Origin of the sequence: Pseudomonas sp. PDM03, assembly GCF_014852385.1 — a bacterium.
GTDB classification, from domain to species: Bacteria; Pseudomonadota; Gammaproteobacteria; order Pseudomonadales; family Pseudomonadaceae; genus Aquipseudomonas; species Aquipseudomonas migulae.
The window spans coordinates 217570-237288 of the sequence record NZ_JACVBM010000004.1; the positions used below are offsets into that span (position 1 = coordinate 217570).

General features: G+C 59.8%; 13 protein-coding genes. 8 read left to right on the forward strand and 5 right to left on the reverse strand.

Annotation, left to right across the window (positions count from 1 at the left end; translation table 11 throughout):
- Window positions 1-91: 91 nt before the first annotated feature.
- From IB254_RS09475 to IB254_RS09505, 7 genes are all read left to right on the forward strand, one after another.
- Complete coding sequence (locus IB254_RS09475) at window positions 92-1615, forward strand: fumarate hydratase (RefSeq protein ID WP_150633235.1); 1524 nt, start codon at window positions 92-94, stop codon at window positions 1613-1615.
- 185 nt (window positions 1616-1800) lie between these two features.
- Window positions 1801-6447 (forward strand): SpvB/TcaC N-terminal domain-containing protein, encoded by a 4647-nt coding sequence (locus tag IB254_RS09480; RefSeq protein WP_192417118.1) that lies wholly within the window; start codon window positions 1801-1803, stop codon window positions 6445-6447.
- Entirely contained in the window at window positions 6444-9221 is a 2778-nt protein-coding gene (locus IB254_RS09485) for an RHS repeat domain-containing protein (protein ID WP_225602299.1), read from the forward strand. The genes IB254_RS09480 and IB254_RS09485 overlap by 4 nt, the downstream gene beginning before the upstream one ends.
- Before the next feature lie 75 nt (window positions 9222-9296).
- On the forward strand, window positions 9297-11063 hold the full coding sequence (locus tag IB254_RS09490; protein ID WP_192417119.1) for a sensor histidine kinase: 1767 nt from the start codon (window positions 9297-9299) through the stop codon (window positions 11061-11063).
- Complete coding sequence (locus IB254_RS09495; protein ID WP_192417120.1) at window positions 11057-12391, forward strand: sigma-54-dependent transcriptional regulator; 1335 nt, start codon at window positions 11057-11059, stop codon at window positions 12389-12391. The genes IB254_RS09490 and IB254_RS09495 overlap by 7 nt, the downstream gene beginning before the upstream one ends.
- A 260-nt stretch (window positions 12392-12651) precedes the next feature.
- Complete coding sequence (locus IB254_RS09500; protein WP_192417121.1) at window positions 12652-13974, forward strand: MFS transporter; 1323 nt, start codon at window positions 12652-12654, stop codon at window positions 13972-13974.
- 230 nt (window positions 13975-14204) lie between these two features.
- Window positions 14205-14834, forward strand: coding sequence for a flavin reductase family protein (locus IB254_RS09505; RefSeq protein WP_192417122.1), 630 nt, complete (start codon window positions 14205-14207; stop codon window positions 14832-14834).
- On the opposite strand, the gene IB254_RS09510 is transcribed toward IB254_RS09505, so the two are convergent.
- Together IB254_RS09510 and IB254_RS09515 are read right to left on the reverse strand one after the other, a co-directional pair.
- Complete coding sequence (locus tag IB254_RS09510; protein ID WP_192417123.1) at window positions 14835-15065, reverse strand: hypothetical protein; 231 nt, start codon at window positions 15063-15065, stop codon at window positions 14835-14837. It lies immediately after the preceding gene.
- A gap of 41 nt (window positions 15066-15106) precedes the next feature.
- Window positions 15107-15460 carry a putative quinol monooxygenase gene (locus IB254_RS09515; protein WP_008034309.1) on the reverse strand — a complete coding sequence of 118 codons (354 nt, stop codon included), beginning with the start codon at window positions 15458-15460 and terminating at the stop codon, window positions 15107-15109.
- Between the two features lie 334 nt (window positions 15461-15794).
- On the opposite strand from IB254_RS09515, the gene IB254_RS09520 reads away from it, so the two are divergent.
- The gene (locus IB254_RS09520; RefSeq protein ID WP_192228607.1) at window positions 15795-16724 is read left to right on the forward strand and encodes an AraC family transcriptional regulator; all 930 of its coding nucleotides are present in this window, start codon (window positions 15795-15797) and stop codon (window positions 16722-16724) included.
- A gap of 134 nt (window positions 16725-16858) precedes the next feature.
- On the opposite strand, the gene IB254_RS09525 is transcribed toward IB254_RS09520, so the two are convergent.
- The 3 genes from IB254_RS09525 to IB254_RS09535 are packed head-to-tail and all read right to left on the reverse strand — an operon-like array spanning window position 16859 to window position 19685.
- Complete coding sequence (locus tag IB254_RS09525) at window positions 16859-17914, reverse strand: ABC transporter ATP-binding protein (protein WP_008034313.1); 1056 nt, start codon at window positions 17912-17914, stop codon at window positions 16859-16861.
- A gap of 17 nt (window positions 17915-17931) precedes the next feature.
- Entirely contained in the window at window positions 17932-18780 is an 849-nt protein-coding gene (locus IB254_RS09530) for an ABC transporter permease (protein ID WP_192417124.1), read from the reverse strand.
- Entirely contained in the window at window positions 18777-19685 is a 909-nt protein-coding gene (locus tag IB254_RS09535) for an ABC transporter permease (protein ID WP_192417125.1), read from the reverse strand. The genes IB254_RS09530 and IB254_RS09535 overlap by 4 nt, the downstream gene beginning before the upstream one ends.
- Window positions 19686-19719 lie beyond the last annotated feature (34 nt).

Sequence of the window (19719 nt, forward strand, 5' to 3'; positions counted from 1 at the left end):
GGCGTGCCTTGAAAGGTGCTTGCAACCGACCGATGCACCCAAGCTGCAAGCACCTTATTGAATGTTCCCGTCTTTTAGAGGAGCGCGACTCATGACCGTGATCAAGCAAGACGACCTGATTCAGAGCGTTGCCGACGCCCTGCAATTCATTTCCTATTACCACCCCGTGGATTTCATCCAGGCGATGCACGAAGCCTACCTGCGCGAAGAATCGCCAGCGGCCCGTGACTCGATGGCGCAAATCCTGATCAACTCGCGCATGTGCGCCACCGGCCACCGCCCGATCTGCCAGGACACCGGCATCGTCACCGTGTTCGTTCGCGTGGGCATGGACGTACGTTGGGATGGCGCCACCATGGGCCTGGACGACATGATCAACGAAGGCGTGCGCCGGGCTTACAACCTGCCGGAAAACGTCCTGCGTGCCTCGATCCTCGCCGACCCGGCGGGCGCTCGTAAAAACACCAAGGACAACACCCCGGCCGTTATCCACTACTCCATCGTTCCGGGTAACACCGTGGAAGTGGACGTGGCGGCCAAGGGCGGCGGTTCCGAGAACAAGTCGAAAATGGCCATGCTCAACCCGTCCGACTCGATCGTCGACTGGGTACTGAAGACCGTTCCGGAAATGGGCGCCGGCTGGTGCCCACCGGGCATGCTCGGCATCGGCATCGGCGGCACCGCCGAGAAAGCCGCGGTGATGGCCAAGGAAGTGTTGATGGAATCCATCGACATTCACGAGCTGAAAAAGCGCGGCCCGTCCAACCGTATCGAAGAGATGCGTCTGGAGCTGTTCGAGAAGGTCAACCAACTGGGCATCGGTGCTCAAGGCCTCGGTGGCCTGACCACCGTGCTCGACGTGAAGATCATGGACTACCCGACCCACGCCGCTTCGTTGCCGGTGTGCATGATCCCGAACTGCGCCGCCACCCGTCACGCGCACTTCGTGCTCGACGGTTCCGGCCCGGCTTCGCTGGAAGCGCCACCGCTGGACGCCTACCCGGAAATCGTCTGGGAAGCCGGCCCGTCGGCCCGTCGCGTCAACCTCGACACCCTGACCCCGGAAGACGTGCAGAGCTGGAAGCCGGGCGAAACCGTCCTGCTCAACGGCAAGATGCTCACCGGTCGCGACGCTGCGCACAAGCGCATGGTCGAGATGCTGAACAAGGGTGAAACCCTGCCGGTGGACCTCAAAGGTCGCTTCATCTACTACGTCGGCCCGGTTGATCCGGTGCGCGAAGAAGTGGTGGGCCCTGCCGGTCCGACCACCGCGACGCGGATGGACAAGTTCACCCGTCAGATCCTCGAGCAAACCGGCCTGTTGGGCATGATCGGCAAATCCGAACGCGGCCCGACCGCAATCGACGCGATCAAGGACCACAAGGCCGTTTACCTGATGGCGGTTGGCGGCGCGGCTTATCTGGTGGCACAAGCCATCAAGAAATCCCGCGTGGTGGCCTTCGCTGAACTGGGGATGGAAGCCATCTACGAGTTCGACGTGAAGGACATGCCGGTGACTGTTGCAGTGGACAGCAAAGGTGAATCGGTACACATCACCGGTCCTGCCATCTGGCAGAAAAAGATCAGTGAGAGTCTGGCGGTGGAAGTGCAGTAAGTTGCGCTGAAACGCCCCTGAAAAAACCGGCCTGTCGGTGACGACAGACCGGTTTTTTTTCGCCTGGAGTAATCCCGGAATTTCCCCGGCCAACAGGGCTGACCTGTCAGATATGACAGGTCACAGCCGCCGCTGCCCCTGATAAGTTGAAGGCACTTGTGCGTCCTTGTCAGGTGGAAACGGAAATGGCCACGGAAGAACAAAAAGGCACTATCAATATTTCGGCCCCTGCCCAACCGAAAATCGGCGGCGCCATTGCCAGTTTTGGCGGCTGGGGAGCAGTGGGGACTACAGGTTCGGCCTCGTTGGCCATACCGGTGCCCATTTCCCAGGCTCCCAATCGGGAAATGGTGCCGGCTCTTTCGCTGAGCTACAGCAGCCACGTGGGCAACAGTATTTTCGGTATCGGCTGGCATTTGACCGTGAATGCGATAACGGTGCGCACGAGCAAGGGCGTTCCACTGTACGACAAGCGCAAGGATCTGATGGTCGGCGCCGATGGCGAAACCTGGATGCCGGAGCTGGATGCCCAAGGCGAGATCGTTGACAGAACCGTCACTCTCGGGACGACAAGCTATCGAGCCATTCGCTATCAGCCACGCATCGAGGGCGGTTTTGCCAAAATCGAACGGCTGGTCAGTGACGACGATGCGGCCGGTTTCTGGTTGATTCATAGCGCCGACGGCAATCGCCATGTCTATGGCAAGACGCTGGCCTCGCGCCGGGCGGAACCCAGGGACGAGAACAAGCCTCAGGAGCCCGAACGCGTCGGGGTCTGGCTGCTGGACGAAACCGTCACGCCTCGGGGCGAGCACATCGTCTATGAATACAAGGCCGAAACGCAGAACCCGGTCGCGCCCGATTTTCGCGACTACCGTGCCCAGCGGTATTTGCAGCGAGTGCTGTACGGCAATGCGGTGGCGGACTCAGAGCTGTATTCGTTGAAAGACGGTGGCTGGAAAGACGTCGATTTCCACTTTCATCTGCTGTTCGATTACGGCGAACGCAGCCACGACCTGACGCAAATACCGGTCTATGGCCCCGAGTACCTGCAAGGAGGCGATCAGCACGACAAATGGCTCGAGCGCAGCGACCCGTTCTGGAATCACGATTACGGATTCGAACTGGGCACGCGGCGCCTCTGCAGGCAGGTGCTGATGTTTCACCATTTCCGCAACGAACTGGGTGACTCACCAAAGCTGGTTCAACGGCTTTTTCTGCAGCACCGCCAGGGTGCGCTGGAATACAACCACCTGATTGCCGCTCATCTTCAGGCCTACGATCGACACGGCAAAGTAGAGAGCCGGCCGCCGTTCGAATTCAGCTACGCGCCCTTCGATCTGAAAAAAGCCGATCAACCCGGCTGGAAAGCGTTCCCGCAGATGCCAGGCCTCAATGACGGTCAGCGTTACCAGTTGGTGGATTTGTACGGCAAAGGCATGCCCGGCATTTTATGTCGCTACGACAAAGCCTGGTTCTACCGCGAACCATTGCGCGATAACTACCCCAGCGATGACGTTCGCTACGGCGACTTGACTCAACTGCCGTACATTCCGCTGGCCGACAGCAGTAAATCGCTGCGTCAGACGCTCACCGACCTGAACGGTGACGGCAAGCTCGAATGGGGGGTGCACGCCCCGGCCATGAATGGCTGTTTCACCATGAACCCCGACCGCCAGTGGTCAGGATTTGTCCCCTACAAAGCCTTCCCGCTGGAGTATTTCCATCGTCAGGCGCAGATGGCCGATCTGGTAGGCGACGGTCGCACTCACGTGGCCCTGATCGGCAGCAACAGCGTGCGTTTGTACACCAATCTGGGCGATGACAAGGGGTTCAGTACCGGCCGGGATGTTGAACACGACGAAGACGATGCCCTGCCACTGCCGAGCAATTCTGAAACCGAAGTAGTGGGTTTCAGTGATGTACTGGGCAGCGGCAAACAGCACCTGTTCCGTCTCCGTCACAACAGCCTGGAGTGCTGGCCCAACCTCGGTCATGGGCGCTTCGGGAAAAGAATCGTGCTCAGCACCCCGACGTTTCCTTACGAGTCATTCAATGCTTCGCAAGTCTTGCTGGCGGACCTGGATGGTTCGGGTGCAACTGACCTGATCTATCTGCAATCCGATGGATTTCTGATCTTCATGAACCACTGCGGCAAGGGCTTCGCCACCGAACATGTTGAAGTGCCGTGGCCCGAAGGCGTGCGCTACGACCGATTGTGCCAGGTCACCACGGCGGACCTGCTGGGGATGGGTTGCACCAGTCTGGTCCTGACCGTACCGCACATGTCGCCCCGGCACTGGCGCTACGACTTCGTCAAAGCCAAACCGTATCTGGTTAACCGCAGCAACAACAACATGGGCACGCTCAGCCTCATCGACTATCGCAGTTCGGCACAGGAGTTCCTTGACGAGGAATACGAGCACCATCAGATCGATAAAGACAAAGTCGTCGAGTCCGGTGTGCCGTTCGCCATGCATCTGGTCAAGCGCCAGACTCAGGTCGATGAAATCACCGGTAATAAACTGACCCAGCTCATGAGTTACCTCCAGGGTTACTACGACAACATCGAACGGGAGTTCCGCGGTTTTGGCCTGTTATTGCAGACCGATACAGAAGCTACCGAGGCGGAACGCGCAAGCCAGGGCTTCACCGCGCCGATCTTGAGTAAAACCTGGTTTCACACGGGCAAGACCATTGATCAGCCAAGGGACGGGTATTACAGCGGCGATGCGCAGGCTGTTGCGCTGAAAGACACTGAACTGGAACGTTTTCACGTGCGCGACAATGCCGGCGAACCGCTGGAGCCTGACGAAGAAACGGCCCGCCAGATCGCACGTGCGCTCAGTGGCTCGACACTGCGCTCTGAAATCTTCGCTTGGGATAACCCGGTTGTGCCATATGCGGTGACGGAAGCTCGCTTTCTGGTACGCCTGCTGCGGGAAAAAAACGAGCATTACTCCTATGCCGTGCTGCAACCCATGGCGCTGGAATCGATCCGCTATCAGTACGAACCTGAACTGGCGGACGACCCGCGTTGCGAACACAGCCTGAGCCTGAAATGGGACGAGTTCGGCAGCGTGCTCCACGCGATGGTCGTCTACTACGCCCGACGCAAAACCAATGGGGTGCCACCCTTTGATGACGAGCATAAAAACCGGTATTGGAAAGACGCCCACGATGATGCGCAGCAGTGCTGGTATTTAACCGAGTCCAAGGCCGAATTCATTGACGTGGACCACAAAGAGGACTGGAAATCGGGCATGCCTTTCCGTCTGGGGTTGCCGTATCAGGAACGCAGTAATGCGCTGGTACTGGAAAAGGCGCAGTTGAATATCAAAGACATCAACCACAAGAACTTTCTGGAGTGGAGCAAGGATGAGGGTGAATGGGCGAAGCAGTCGGTACTCGCCGGTATGTCGATGCAGCTCTACACCGATCCTCTCAACGGTCAGACCCTGGAACAAGGCACGGCGACTGTCCATGCGCTGCCGGCCCATGTGGTGATTGCCGAACTGGATGCCACGGCCTTGAGCGCTTACGACAAGCTCAAGGACAAAGACGGCAACATGCCCTTCAATCTCAAGGAGAAGCTTGAATCACCCGAGGTGGGTTACCACATCATGGAGTGGTTCTTGCCTAAGGTGAAATCGACCGAAATCGATGATCCGACCGATGCGAAAAACTACCTGTGGGCGGTTCACCGCGGGTTCCCCAGCTATCACGGGCCAGAAGGCTTTTACAACGTCCGGCACTTCCAGCAAACCCGAAGCCACGGCATCACCAAAGTCACCCACGACCCTTACTGGTGTCTACACACGGCCATCGAATTGCCGGACGGTTGCATCACTCAAACCCTCGATACTGATTACTGCACATTTCTGCCCGCAGCGATCAAAGACCCCAATCAGAACACTCAGGAAGCGCGCTACAACGCTTTTGGCGAAGTGCTGGTCACCAGTTTTTATGGCACCGAACTGGGTGAGGCGGTCGGCTTCGACCCCCTGAGCGACTACGTGCGCCCCGACGACCGCAGTCCGTCCCACGCCATCGAATCGCCCTTTGTCGCCATCGGCAATTACGCCATGGCTATGTTCAGCGACGCGTTCAGCTGGATGGGCCGTCTGCCGACAACCGAGCCGCCCACCGAGGAATGGCTGACCTGGGCGCTGGCAGAAGGGTTTGTGCTACCCAGCGGCCATCTTTGCGATCACGCTCGCGAGCATCTGCACGAGCTTGAAGCCCCTACGCCCTTCGAGCTGCTTCTCCAGCAATACATCGATGCCGCCCATCGTGAGCCGGTGCACATCGCGATCCTGCAAGCAGACCGTTACCCCGGCGATCCGGAGTTACAGATTCGCATCGCCATCAGCCATCAGGACGGTTTCAGCCGGGTGCTGCAAACCAAACAGGAGGTCGAACCGGGCAAGGCTTGGGTGGTGCTGGACGACGGCACCTTGAAACTCAAGGACGATGGCATCCCGCAGGAAGCCGAAGCCGTGCGGCGCTGGCGGGTCAGCGAGCCGGTCGAGTACAACAACAAGGGTGAAAAAGTGCGGATCTACCGGCCGTACTTTGCGGATTGGTGGGGATACATCAAGGACCACTCAATGCGTGAACACGCCTATCACGACAAGCAGTTCTACGATGCCGCAGGGCGTCCGACCGAAACCGTGCTGGCGAAAAAAATGCTGCAAGGTGATCCACCGGAGCTGAAACCGTTGCGCCGGGAAATGTGGTACTGGATCTGGTGCACCGTGGCGTTTGACGAGAATGACCTGTTTGAGCCGCCGCCACCCGAAAAGCGCCGAACCAACAGAACGCTCCATTGAACAAGAGCATCCATTCGCATACGCCACAACTGGCGGTCATCGACAACCGTGGCCTGCCAGTCCGTCAGGTCGCGTACTGGCGGCGAGTCGCCAGTGAACTCAGGCCCGAAGCGCTGGCGACGGCTCAGGAGCATGACGGCGCCGGTCGCCTGGTGGCGCAACGGGATCCGCGCTTCCTCGCGCCTGCGTCCCGCCCGAACATGGCCACGGTTTACAGCCTGTCTGGCACGGCGTTGTGCACTGAAAGTCGCGACGCCGGATGGCGTCTGGGCTTACCGGACAAGACCGGGAACATGTGCGAGCACTGGGATGGTCGAGGCAGTCATTGGCAGAATGAGTACGACGCACAGCGACGGCTGACGGCAGTCCTTGAACAAACCCGAGGCTCGACGTTACGCACCGTTGAACGCCTGACCTACGCCGACAACACGGGTGAATTCGCCGAGCGCAATCAGTGCGGACAACTGATCCGCCACGATGATCGGGCCGGCGTGGTCTGGCTCGACCAGCAAGCGCTCAATGGCGGCGTTATCCGCCAACGCCGGCGGTTTCTGCCGGATCAGTCTGACGTCCATCCCCACTGGCCCGTCGTCGAAGCGGAACGCGACGCCCTGCTGCAACCCGGCGCGGGGTACATCACCGCGAGCCGTTTCGGGCCGGCGGGGCAAGTGCTTGAACAGACCGATGCCGGTGGTCATCGACAACACTTCAGTGTTGATCGCGCCGGGCAATTGCAACGCATTGACCTGAGTCTCGAATCTCAAGGCCGGCAACCGCTGTTGAAATCGGCGAGCTACAACGCCGAAGGTCAACTGCTGACCCAGGTAACCGGCAACGACGTCACCAGCAGCGCGACCTATGAGGCGGCGAGCGGCCGGTTGAAGCGCTCGACCGCCACCACGTCGGCATGTGCTCGCTTGCAGGACCTGCGTTATGAGTACGACCCGGTCGGCAACATTCTGCGGATAGTGGACCACACCCAACCCGTCACGTTTTTCGCCAACCAGCGTGTAGCGGCAGAAAACACTTACACCTACGACACGCGTTACCAACTGACCTGCGCCACGGGTCGTGAGACTGCCAATGCCGGTCAGAACCCCGGCTTGCCGGAACTGATCACACCCAGTCCCATCGACCCCGGGCGGCTGCTCAACTACACCGAATTCTATGTGTACGACGCCAGCGGCAACCGCACCGAACTGCGTCATGTCAGCGATGGAAATCCGTTCAGGCAACAGCTGCGCGTCGATCCGCAAAGCAACCGCGCCCTGCCCTGGAACGAGGGAGAAGACGAGCCGGACTTCCCGGGCAATTTCGACGCAAACGGCAACCAGCAATACCTGGCCCCCGGTGCACAGCCGATGACCTGGGACGCGTTGAATCAGTTGCAAAGCGTGACCACCGTCGGCCGCCCGACCGAGGCCGATGACGCTGAAGGGTATCGCTACAACGCGGCCGGTGAACGGGTGGCCAAGTTCAGCACCCAACAGGCTCATGCCGTGGCTCATCGACGTGTCGTTCATTACCTCCCGGGACTGGAAGTGCGCACCACCGATGACGACGAAGAACTTCACGTCATCTGCGTTCCACTGGCCCGTGGCAGCGTGCGGTGCCTGCATTGGATCAAGGGCAAGCCCGGCGATATCGAGGCTGATCAGTTGCGTTACAGCGTCGACGATCATCTGGGGTCTTGCAGCCTGGAACTGGATAAACACGCGGGCGTCATCAGCCATGAGGGTTACTACCCCTATGGCGGTACGGCGTGGTGGGCGGCGCGTTCGAAGGTCGATGCGGATTACAAGACCATTCGGTATTCGGGCAAGGAAAGGGATGCCTGTGGGCTTTATTACTATGGGTTTCGGTATTTTGCGCCGTGGTTGGGGCGGTGGGTGAATCCGGATCCAGCGGGGCATGTGGATGGGGTGAATGTTTATCGGATGGTCAGGAACAATCCACTGCGATACGTCGACACGCTAGGACAAATGGCCGAAGAACCACCACTGCCAGCAAATTTAGACTTTGAAGGTATGAGTGATGAACAAAGGCGCAATCTGCGCCGATTTCTTAATGCTAAACACGACCTTGAAAATTTAGCAGACACAAATCCCAATAGCCTATTGAACGACTCAAAACACTGGATGCAGAGATTCCTCGCAACCAGTGCAAAAACAAAGTTGACCTCGGGAGGCGGGGCACTCGGGGGGACGCTGGGCGGTTTGATTGGAGGCTTGTTAAACGAAACAACCGACCCGGATGGAGGCTCTGCAGGAGGCGGCGTTACAGCGGCAGCCGTTGGCACAGCAGTCGGTGGAATAATTGGGGGAGTTATTGGCAACATGGCGGCTCGATTTATTCTGCGCACATACAACCTCACCATCATGGGTCGGGTTAATAAGGATCTAGAGAGCAATACTGCTACCTCTCAAGAAAACATCGAACTTTCCACGATCAATAGAAATACAGAGCAGCTTCAGAGGCTTGAAGTCGAAATCAGTCGCATCAGGGAACTATTGGAAGGTCCCGATGATGAATTTCAAGATGCAACGCAAGATTCGGAACTGCCAGAAAGTATAATAAATGCGATCACCCAGGCCGTTAATTCTCCGGCACTCATCCTCGCCATCGATGAAAACCTTACTGACGTTGAGCCACATGAAACGCTGGATTATCAAGAACCCGAGCGACAAAATCAGCCTGTAAGCGAAAATAGTGAACAAGCAACCTACTGGAGCGGTTTCATGAATTTCTTTCGCAGAACACCTGCAACCAGCTAATGAAAGGCTTGTCTCTGACAGCGGGTCCAGCATGCTATGGTGCCGGCCCGACTTCTATCTGTTTGCCCCCAAAGCATGCTGCCAACCTCCCGCACCCTGCGCCTGACGCTATACACCTTTGTTATCCTTGCTGGCGCGGTTATCGCCGCCACCCTGGCCATGCGTCACGCCGAGCGCCAGGCCCTGGTGGAGGACGCCGCACGCGCCAATCTGCAACTGGGCTTGTACGCCACTTCCCTGCACACCCTGATCGAACGCTACCGCGCCCTGCCCGCCGTGCTGGCGCTGGACCCGGAGCTGCGTTCGGCGCTAAACGCTCCGGTGACGCCGGAACAGCAGGACGCGCTGAACCGCAAACTGGAAAAGATCAACGGCGCCGCCGAGTCCTCGACCCTGGAACTGCTCGATCACACCGGCCTCGCCGTGGCGGCGAGCAACTGGCGTTTGCCCAGCAGTTACGTCGGTCACAACTACGGTTTTCGCCCCTATTTCAGCCAGACTCGTACCCAAGGCACCGGACGTTTTTATGCGGTGGGCGTGACCAGCGGGATTCCTGGTTACTTCCTGTCCAGCGCCGTGACCGATGACGCTGGGAAGTTTCTCGGCGCCATGGTGGTGAAGCTCGAATTTCCCGAACTGGAGCGCGAATGGCGTCAGGGCAGCGACACGCTGCTGGTCAGCGATGCACGCGGGATCATCTTTATCGCCAATCAACCGGGCTGGCGCTATCGCCAGTTGAAACCGCTGAGTGAAAGCGACCACGCCGAGCTCAAGGCCACCCGCCAATACGACAAGCAGCCGCTGACGCTGCTCGGCTATCAATCATTGCGGCGCTTCGATGACAACAGCGAACTGGCGCGGGTCGATGGCCCGGACGGCAAAGCGGATTACCTGTGGGAATCCCTGCCACTGACCGCCGAGGGCTGGACGCTGCACTTGCTGCGTCGTCCGCAAGTGGCGTTCGAAGACAGTCGCAACGCCGCCCTCGCCGCTGCCGGGTTGTGGCTGACGCTGGTGTTTCTGTTGCTGTTCCTCAATCAGCGCTGGCGCCTGGCGAAGATGCGCCAGCGCAGTCGCGAAGAACTCGAACAGTTAGTGGAAGAACGCACCCGCGACCTGCGCACGGCGCAGGACGGTCTGGTGCAATCGGCCAAACTGGCCGCCCTCGGCCAGATGTCGGCGGCGCTGGCCCATGAAATCAATCAACCGTTGACTGCCCAGCGCATGCAATTGGCGACGCTGCGGTTGCTGCTCGATCACGGCCGGGTCGACGACGCCTACAAGGCACTGAAACCGGTGGATGAGATGCTGACGCGCATGGCCGCCCTCACCGGCCACTTGAAAACCTTCGCCCGCAAAAGCCCCAGCGGCTTGCGCGAACGCCTGGACCTGGCTTCAGTGGTGGACCAATCGCTGCATCTGCTCGACACGCGTCTGCGCGATGAACAGGTCAGCACCGTGTTGCACCTGACACGCCCGGCGTGGGTGCGCGGCGATGCGATTCGTCTGGAACAGGTGCTGATCAATCTGCTGCGCAACGCCCTGGATGCGATGCAGGACAAACCCTGCAAACGCCTGGAAATCCGCCTCGAAGCCGACGAACAACTGTGGCGCCTGAGCGTCATCGACAACGGTGGCGGCATCGCCGAAGAAAATCTGTCGAAGGTCTTCGATCCGTTTTTCACCACCAAACCGGTGGGCGATGGCCTGGGCATCGGTCTGGCCGTATCCTTTGCCATCGTTCACGAATCGGGCGGACGCCTGAGCGCCGATAATAACGACAACGGCGCGGTGTTCACCCTCACCCTGCCCATCGATCCGGAGGCGCCTGGCGCATGCTGAATTCTGTGATGGTGGTCGACGACGAAAGCAGCATCCGCAGTGCCGTCGAGCAATGGCTGAGCCTGTCGGGTTTCGAGGTGCAACTGTTCAGCCGCGCCGATGAATGCCTGGCGCAGCTGCCGAAACATTTCCCCGGGGTGATCCTCAGCGACGTGCGCATGCCCGGCATGACCGGGCTGGAACTGCTCGCCGAAGTGCAGCGCCGCGATGCCGACTTGCCGGTGATTCTGCTGACCGGCCATGGCGATGTGCCAATGGCGGTCGATGCGATGCGCGATGGCGCCTACGACTTTCTCGAAAAACCTTTCAGCCCGGAAACCCTGCTCGGCAGCCTGCGCCGCGCGCTGGACAAGCGTCGGCTGGTGCTGGAAAACCGCGCGTTGCATGAGCAGGCCGATAACCGCGCCAAACTCGACGCAACCTTGCTAGGCGTGTCCCGTGGCTTGCAGACGTTGCGTCGGCAAGTGCTGGACCTGGCGGCGTTGCCGGTCAACGTGTTGATTCGCGGTGAAACCGGCAGCGGCAAGGAGCTGGTCGCCCGCTGCCTGCACGACTTCGGCCCGCGTGCCGACAAGCCGTTTGTCGCGCTGAACTGTGCGGCGATTCCCGAGCAATTGTTCGAGGCCGAGCTGTTCGGTCACGAGAGCGGCGCGTTCACCGGCGCTCAGGGCAAGCGCATCGGCAAGCTTGAATACGCCGATGGCGGCACGCTGTTTCTCGATGAAATCGAAAGCATGCCGTTGGCCCAGCAGGTGAAATTGCTGCGGGTGTTGCAAGAGCAGAAGCTGGAGCGCTTGGGTTCCAATCAGAGCATTCGCGTGGATTTGCGCATCATCGCTGCGACCAAACCGGATTTGCTGGATGAGGCGCGAGCCGGGCGTTTTCGCGAGGATCTGGCCTATCGGTTGAACGTCGCCGAGTTGCGCTTACCGCCGTTGCGTGATCGACGTGAAGACATTCCATTGTTGTTCGAGTCGTTTGCGCACAGGGCTGCCGAGCGGCTGGGCCGCACGTTTGCGCCGCTGAGCGGCCCGCAGTTGAGCCATCTGCTGAGCCACGACTGGCCGGGCAATGTGCGCGAACTGGCGAACGTGGCCGAACGGCAAGTGTTGGGGCTGGAAGAGCCCACGCCTGCGGGCATCGATCCGGGGCAGTCGCTGGCAGCGCAGCAGGAAGCGTTCGAAGCGCATTGCCTGCGCGCGGCGCTGACGCGGCACAAGGGTGATGTGAAAGCGGTGCTTGAAGAGCTGCAACTGCCGCGCCGCACGTTCAATGAAAAGATGCAGCGGCATGGACTGACCCGCGAGATGTTCACACTGAACCTGTAGGAGCCGGCTTGCTGGCGATGGTGTGTCAGTCGACACACCCATCGCTGACACACCATCGCCAGCAAGCCGGCTCCTACAGGATTGTGTCCGTGCGCGGAAATCCGCTTGACCACCCGAATCCAATAAGCGGATTTCCGCTCATTCAAACCTCTACCCCCCCTCTAAACCGGCCCTCCCCCCGTTGGCACAGCTCCTGCTATAGCCCTCGCAGGCTGCGTTTAAACGCGCTCCACAAAAACAATTAAACGAAGGATCCTTCAATGGATAACTCCAACGCCCTGCCCCTTGGGTCGGCTGCCGTGCCGGCCAAAGAAAGAACCACCGCCAGTCGTATCAAATCGATCTTCAGCGGTTCGGTCGGCAACATGGTCGAGTGGTACGACTGGTACGTCTATGCCGCCTTCTCCCTGTACTTCGCCAAAGCATTTTTCCCCAAAGGCGACACCACCGCTCAACTGCTGAATACCGCCGCGATCTTCGCCGTGGGCTTCCTGATGCGCCCGATCGGTGGCTGGCTGATGGGCCTCTACGCCGACAAGGCCGGGCGCAAACGCGCATTGATGGCCTCGGTGTACCTGATGTGCTTCGGCTCGCTGCTGATTGCCCTGAGCCCCGGTTATGAAACCATCGGCATCGGCGCGCCGATCCTGCTGGTGTTCGCCCGTCTGCTGCAAGGCCTGTCGGTCGGTGGCGAATACGGCACCTCGGCCACCTACCTCAGCGAGATGGCGACCAAGGAACGTCGCGGCTTCTACTCCAGCTTCCAGTACGTGACCCTGATCTCTGGCCAGCTCATCGCACTGGCGGTGCTGATCGTGTTGCAACAAGTGCTGACCACCGAAGAGCTGTACGCGTGGGGCTGGCGTATTCCGTTCGCCATCGGCGCGCTGTGTGCCGTGGTCGCGCTTTACCTGCGTCGTGGCATGGAAGAGACCGAGTCGTTCACCAAGGTCGAGAAAGAGAAAAAAGAAAGCGCCATGCGCACGCTGATGCGCCATCCCAAGGAACTGATGACCGTGGTCGGCCTGACCATGGGCGGCACCCTGGCGTTCTACACCTACACCACGTACATGCAGAAATACCTGGTGAACACCGTCGGCATGAGCATCTCCGACTCCACCACCATTTCCGCTGCCACGCTGTTCCTGTTCATGTGCCTGCAACCGATCATCGGCGGGCTGTCGGACAAGGTCGGTCGTCGGCCGATCCTGATCGCCTTCGGCATCCTCGGCACGCTGTTCACCGTACCGATCCTCACCACCCTGCACACCATTCAGTCGTGGTGGGGCGCGTTCTTCCTGATCATGGCGGCGCTGATCATCGTCAGCGGCTACACCTCGATCAACGCCGTGGTGAAAGCCGAGCTGTTCCCGACCGAAATCCGCGCCCTGGGCGTTGGCTTGCCGTATGCGCTGACCGTGTCGATCTTCGGCGGCACCGCTGAATACATCGCGCTGTGGTTCAAGAGCATCGGCATGGAAACCGGTTACTACTGGTATGTCACCGCGTGTATTGCCGTGTCGTTGCTGGTGTACATCACCATGAAGGACACCCGCAAACATTCGCGGATCGAGACGGACTAAGCTCGCCAGCGCAACAAAAAAATGGGGCAGACCTTAGCGGGTCTGCCCCTTTTTCGTTGAATAAACACAATCCCCCTGTAGGAGCCGGCTTGCTGGCGATGGAGTGTCAGCCGACATCAACGTAGCTGACACACCATCGCCAGCAAGCCGGCTCCTACAAGGGATTGCGTGCGCTGGAAATTATGGGGGCATCCTTGCACTATGAACGCCACACCAACAGGAATCCCTTCATGCCCGACGACATCCACTACTACGAACCCGCCAACGGCCACGGTCTGCCGCATGACCCGTTCAATGCCATCGTCGGCCCGCGCCCCATCGGCTGGATTTCTTCGCAGGATGCCGACGGCCGCCTGAACCTGGCGCCCTACAGTTTCTTCAACGCCTTCAACTACATTCCACCGATCATTGGATTTTCCAGCGTCGGACGCAAAGACAGCCTGAACAACATCGAGCAGACCGGCGAGTTCGCCTGGAACCTGGCAACCCGGCCCCTGGCCGAACAGATGAACCAGAGCTGCGCGATGGTCGGGCCAGAGGTCAACGAGTTCGAGTTGTCCGGGCTGACGCCCGTCGCGTCGACAATCATTCAGGTGCCACGGGTCGCCGAAAGCCCGGTGTCCTTCGAGTGCAAGGTCACGCAGATCATCCAGTTGCAGCGCGCTGACGGCAACGTGGTGCCGAGCTGGCTGATTCTCGGCGAAGTGGTCGCCGTGCACATCGCCAAATGGCTGTTGAAGGACGGGGTGTACGACACCGCCGCGGCAGAACCGATTCTGCGCGGTGGCGGACCAGCGGATTACTTTCAACTGGGCCCGGAGGCCTTGTTCAAGATGTTCCGCCCGGGAGCGGTCAAGTAATTACCAGATCAACTCGCCGTCTTCGCCGACGCCCTTGAGGTGCGTCAGTTGCAGGGCGGCAGCTTCGTCCGCATCTTTGGCGGTCTTGAAAGTCTGGTCTTCCAGCAATTTGTTGAAGCGCGGTGCGCCCGAGCCACCGATGGCTTTGGTGGCAATCGCCGCATAGTAACCGCCCTCGCGGGGCACTACGGCGGATACGGCTTCGAAGGTTTCAAAGGCTTTGCGTGCCATGTCGCGGATCCTGGCTGATTGAGAATGGCGTCATTAAACCCTCAACCCGCCAGTTTGTGTACCCGCGACCGGGACTGCCACTGCGCCTGGGCCGCCGACACGTCCTTGAAGGTATGGAAATCCAGGCTGTTGACCACCAGCTCTTGTACCAGCTCAGCGAAAATATCCATGGCCGGCGTGCTGAAATAGGCCGTCATGGCTTGCTGATGGGTCCAGAAACCGGACACCAGCCACAACTCCGGATCGCACTGCGAATGCTGCAGGGAAAAACTCAGGCAGCCAGGCGCGGTGCGCGACGGCTCGATCAAGGCGCTGAGGCGCGCACCGAGTTCCGCCGAACACCCGGCGCGGGCGCGGACAAAGGCCATATGACTGACGGGGATCTGCTTAGACATGTTCAACCCTCCCATGTACTCGAGTGGCAGCCGTGGGACGGGCTGCGACAGGATCCAAGGTTAAGCGCCCGCACGCCGCCCCGTTAGTCGATTCCTGCCGGCTTGTTGCACAATCCTGCGAGGCTGCATTCGGTACCTGTAACAATGTGTGAATACTGTCACAGGGCTGAAACACGAGGTTCGAGCAAGTTTTCCCTGCCATGGACTGTCTTGGCAGCACACCTCTTCAACCCCGTGCAGAATCAGGCAAGCTTTTCGCAGGATGTGTCTACCGCTGCGCCTTGCACAAATTTAAGCTCAGCTCATTCCCACTGCTTCGCCGAGGATGCCCTGCATGTCGTCGCTCGATCACTTTCAAGCCCCGCTGGACGCCGACATGGAGAAACAGCGCGCGGAACTGGCTGCCATCATCCGTCGCAACACGATGGAGGATGGCACTTATGCCACTGCCGTCGCCTCGCTGTTCATGGGCAAACACAGCCAGTCCCATGAGTTCGCCCCGGTATTGGCGCAACCGGCGTTGTGCATCATGGCGCAGGGGCGCAAAGAGGTCAGGCTGGCCGACGAATACTTCAATTACGACCCGCTGAATTACCTGGTGGTATCGGTCTCCATGCCCCTGAGCGGGCGGATAGTGAACGTCACCTCTGAAGAACCGATTCTCTCGGTGCGGCTGGACATTGATCCGGCGGAAATCACTGCGCTGATAGCCGACGCTGGCCCCTTGGGCGTCCCAACCCGCCCCACCGGTCGCGGTTTGTATGTCGAACGGATCGACACCGCGATGCTCGATGCGGTGTTGCGCCTGGCGCGATTGCTGGACACGCCGAAAGACATCGCCATGCTCGCACCGTTGATTCGCCGGGAGATTCTCTATCGGTTGTTGCGAAGTCAGCAGGGCCATCGCTTGTATGAGATCGCGATTGCCAATAGCCAGAGCCACCGCATCAGCCAGGCGATCAAATGGCTCAACGGCAACTATGAGCAGCCGCTGCGCATTGATGATCTGGCCAAGGAAGTGAATTTGAGCGTGTCGACGTTGCATCACCGGTTCAAGGCGATGACGGCGATGAGTCCGTTGCAGTATCAGAAGCAACTGCGCTTGCAGGAAGCGCGGCGGTTGATGCTGGCCGAAGGGCTGGAAGCGTCGGCGGCGGGGTATCGCGTCGGGTATGAAAGCCCGTCGCAGTTCAGCCGGGAGTACAGCCGGTTGTTCGGGGCGCCGCCGTTGCGGGATTTGGCGCGGTTGCGGTTGACGGTTTGATCCGGATTTTGCGGTGTTGCAAATGAAGCCATCGCTGGCAAGCCAGCTCCTACAGGGGATCCGCGTTCACCGCAAAACCCTTGTAGGAGCTGGCTTGCCAGCGATGAGGCCAGTGAATCCAGCCAATATTTATGTCAGGCACCGAGTACTCGGCAAGCCTCTGCCGGCAACGTCACCGACACAGGGTTGCCAATGCTCAACCCAAACCCCTGGCACGGCGTGCTCAACGCGGTAAACGACACCCCGGAACACTCCACGGTCGTCTCGATCGTCGCGCCGATATCACGCACGAACGTCACGGTGCCCAGCAAACGATTCCCCGCCGTCGCCTGCGGATGCGACAGTTGCAGATCCTCAGGGCGGATCAGCATCTTGACCTTCTCCCCCGCCGCAATGCTCGTGCAGATCGGCACTTGCAGCGCATCGCCCCCCGGCAGGCTGACCTGGCCGTTACCCAGCGCGGTCGCCGGGAAGATGTTGCCCGAACCGATGAAGTCCGCGACAAACTCGTTGGCCGGATGACGATAGATCTCGATCGGCGTACCCACTTGCTGCACGCGATGCTCACCCAGTACCACGACGATATCGGCCATGGTCATCGCCTCACGCTGGTCGTGGGTAACCATGATGGTGGTGATGTTCAGACGTTGTTGCAGCTGACGGATTTCCACCTGCATCGACTCGCGCAGCTTGGCGTCCAGCGCCGACAGCGGTTCGTCCAGCAGGAGGATTTTCGGGTGGTTGGCAATCGCCCGGGCAATCGCCACACGCTGGCGTTGACCGCCAGACAGTTTCGCCACCGGGCGGTCAATCATTTCCTGCAACTGGATCAGTTCCAGCAATTCCACTACGCGCTTGTGCTGGTCAGCCTTGCTGACCCCGCGCAGTTTCAGCGGATAGGCGATGTTTTCCCCAACGGTCATGTGCGGAAACAGCGCCAACGATTGAAACACCATGCCGAAATTACGCAGATGCGCCGGGGTTTGGCCGATGTCTTCACCGTCCAGGCGAATCTCGCCGCCGGTCAGGGTTTCGAGGCCGGCGATCATCCGCAGCAAGGTGGTTTTACCGCAGCCCGAAGGGCCGAGGAAACACACCAGTTTGCCTTCCGGCAAATGCAGGTTCACATCCTTTACCGCGCAGGCCGAGCCGTAATGTTTCTCGACGTTTTCCAGAATCAGACCAGACATATGAATCACCTCAAGAATCAGAACGAAACGCCACCTTCACCGACCAGCTTCTCCAACGCCCAGATCAGGACGAAGTCGATCAGCACGATCAGCACGGCAAACGAAAATACGGTAGGGTCGAGCGACGACACGGTGCGGCTGTACATCCAGATCGGCACGGTCATCACGTCGATGGTGTAAAGGAAATAGGTCACGGTGAATTCGTTGAACGAGACGATGAACGCCAGCAGCATCCCCGCCAGAATCCCCGATTTCATCAGCGGCACCACCACATCGATGATCGCCCGCGTTGGCGAAGCACCGAGCATTTGCGCGGCCTCTTCGACTTCGCTGCCGATGGACAGCATTGCCGCCGTGCAGTTTTTCACCACGAACGGCAGCGCCAGGATCACGTGGGCAATCACCAGCCGCGAGGTGGTCATCTGGAACGGCAGGCTGTCGAACACCAGCAGCAATGCCAGGCCCAATACCACCATCGGAAACACCAGCGGCAGCGACATCAGTTGCAGCGCCACCGCTTTGCCGCGGAACTCGCAACGGGTCAGCGCATAAGCCGCCGGCACCGCGATGATCGTGGCGAAGACCATGGTCAGGCACGACACCATCAGGCTGGTGGTCATGGCTTTGCCGAGGCTCAGCACATCACTCGCGTCCGGCGACACGAAGGTGTGCCAGGCGGCCTTGTACCATTGCAGGCTGTAGCTGCTCGGCGGGAAGTCGAGGTTCGACGCACCGCTGAACGACATGACGATCATGGTCAGGATCGGCAACACCGCCAGTAGCAAAATGAACCCCGAGAGGATGCCGGCAAACTTGCCGGTTTCGCCTGGCAGCAGCGAATAACGCTTCTTGATCACAGAGTTCATTGCGAAGCCTCCAGCATGCGCCGACGACGGCCAGTGATGTATTCGGACAAAGTCATGATCGCGAGCGTGGTGACAATCAGCACCACACCGGCGGCGGACGCGGCGGGCCAGTTCATCAGCGGGGCGATCTGGTCATGAACCATCACCGCCAGCATCGGCACACGTCGGCCACCCAGCAGCAACGGCACCACGAAGCTGCTGGCGTTGTAAGCGAAAACCAGTGTCGCGCCGGTGATGATCCCCGGAAAACTCATCGGCAGAACCACCTGGCGGAACACCTGAAAGCGACTGGCGCCCAGCGTGGCGGCGGCCTCTTCGTAAGTGCGGGCGACGCCGCGCATGGCGCTGGCAATCGGCAGCACGGCCAACGGGAACGCGGTTTGCACCAGGCCCATCAACACGCCGTTCTGGTTGTACAGCAGCATGATCGGGCGCTTGATCAGGCCCAGGCCCATCAGTGCCTGATTGAGCATGCCGCCCGGGCCGAGAATCACCAGCCAGCCGTAGCTTTGCAGCAGCAGGTTGACCAGCAATGGCAGCAGCACCGCAGCGAGGAAGATCCTGCGCACAAACGGCGACGTCAGGCGCGACATGGTGTAGGCCACCGGGATCGCCAGCACCACGGCGATCACTGCGCTGATCAAGGCCAGGCGCAGGGTCAGCAGCAAGGATTTGAGGTAATACGGTTCCAGCAATTGGGCGTAGCTGGCCAGGCTGAACCCGGTCCATTCCGCACCTTTGGTGCCGACGCTCATGCGCAGCACCAGCAGGCTGGCGGCAATCAGCACGCCGAGAAACAGCATCGACGGCGTAAGAAAAAACCAGGCGCGGGTCGTCGGCGAAACACCCCGGTTGGCGCGCGCCGGAGCGGTAACGACCGGATGAGTCAGAGGTTGGTGTTCCATAGCAAGGGTCTCGTCAATGGAAAGCAGCTGACAA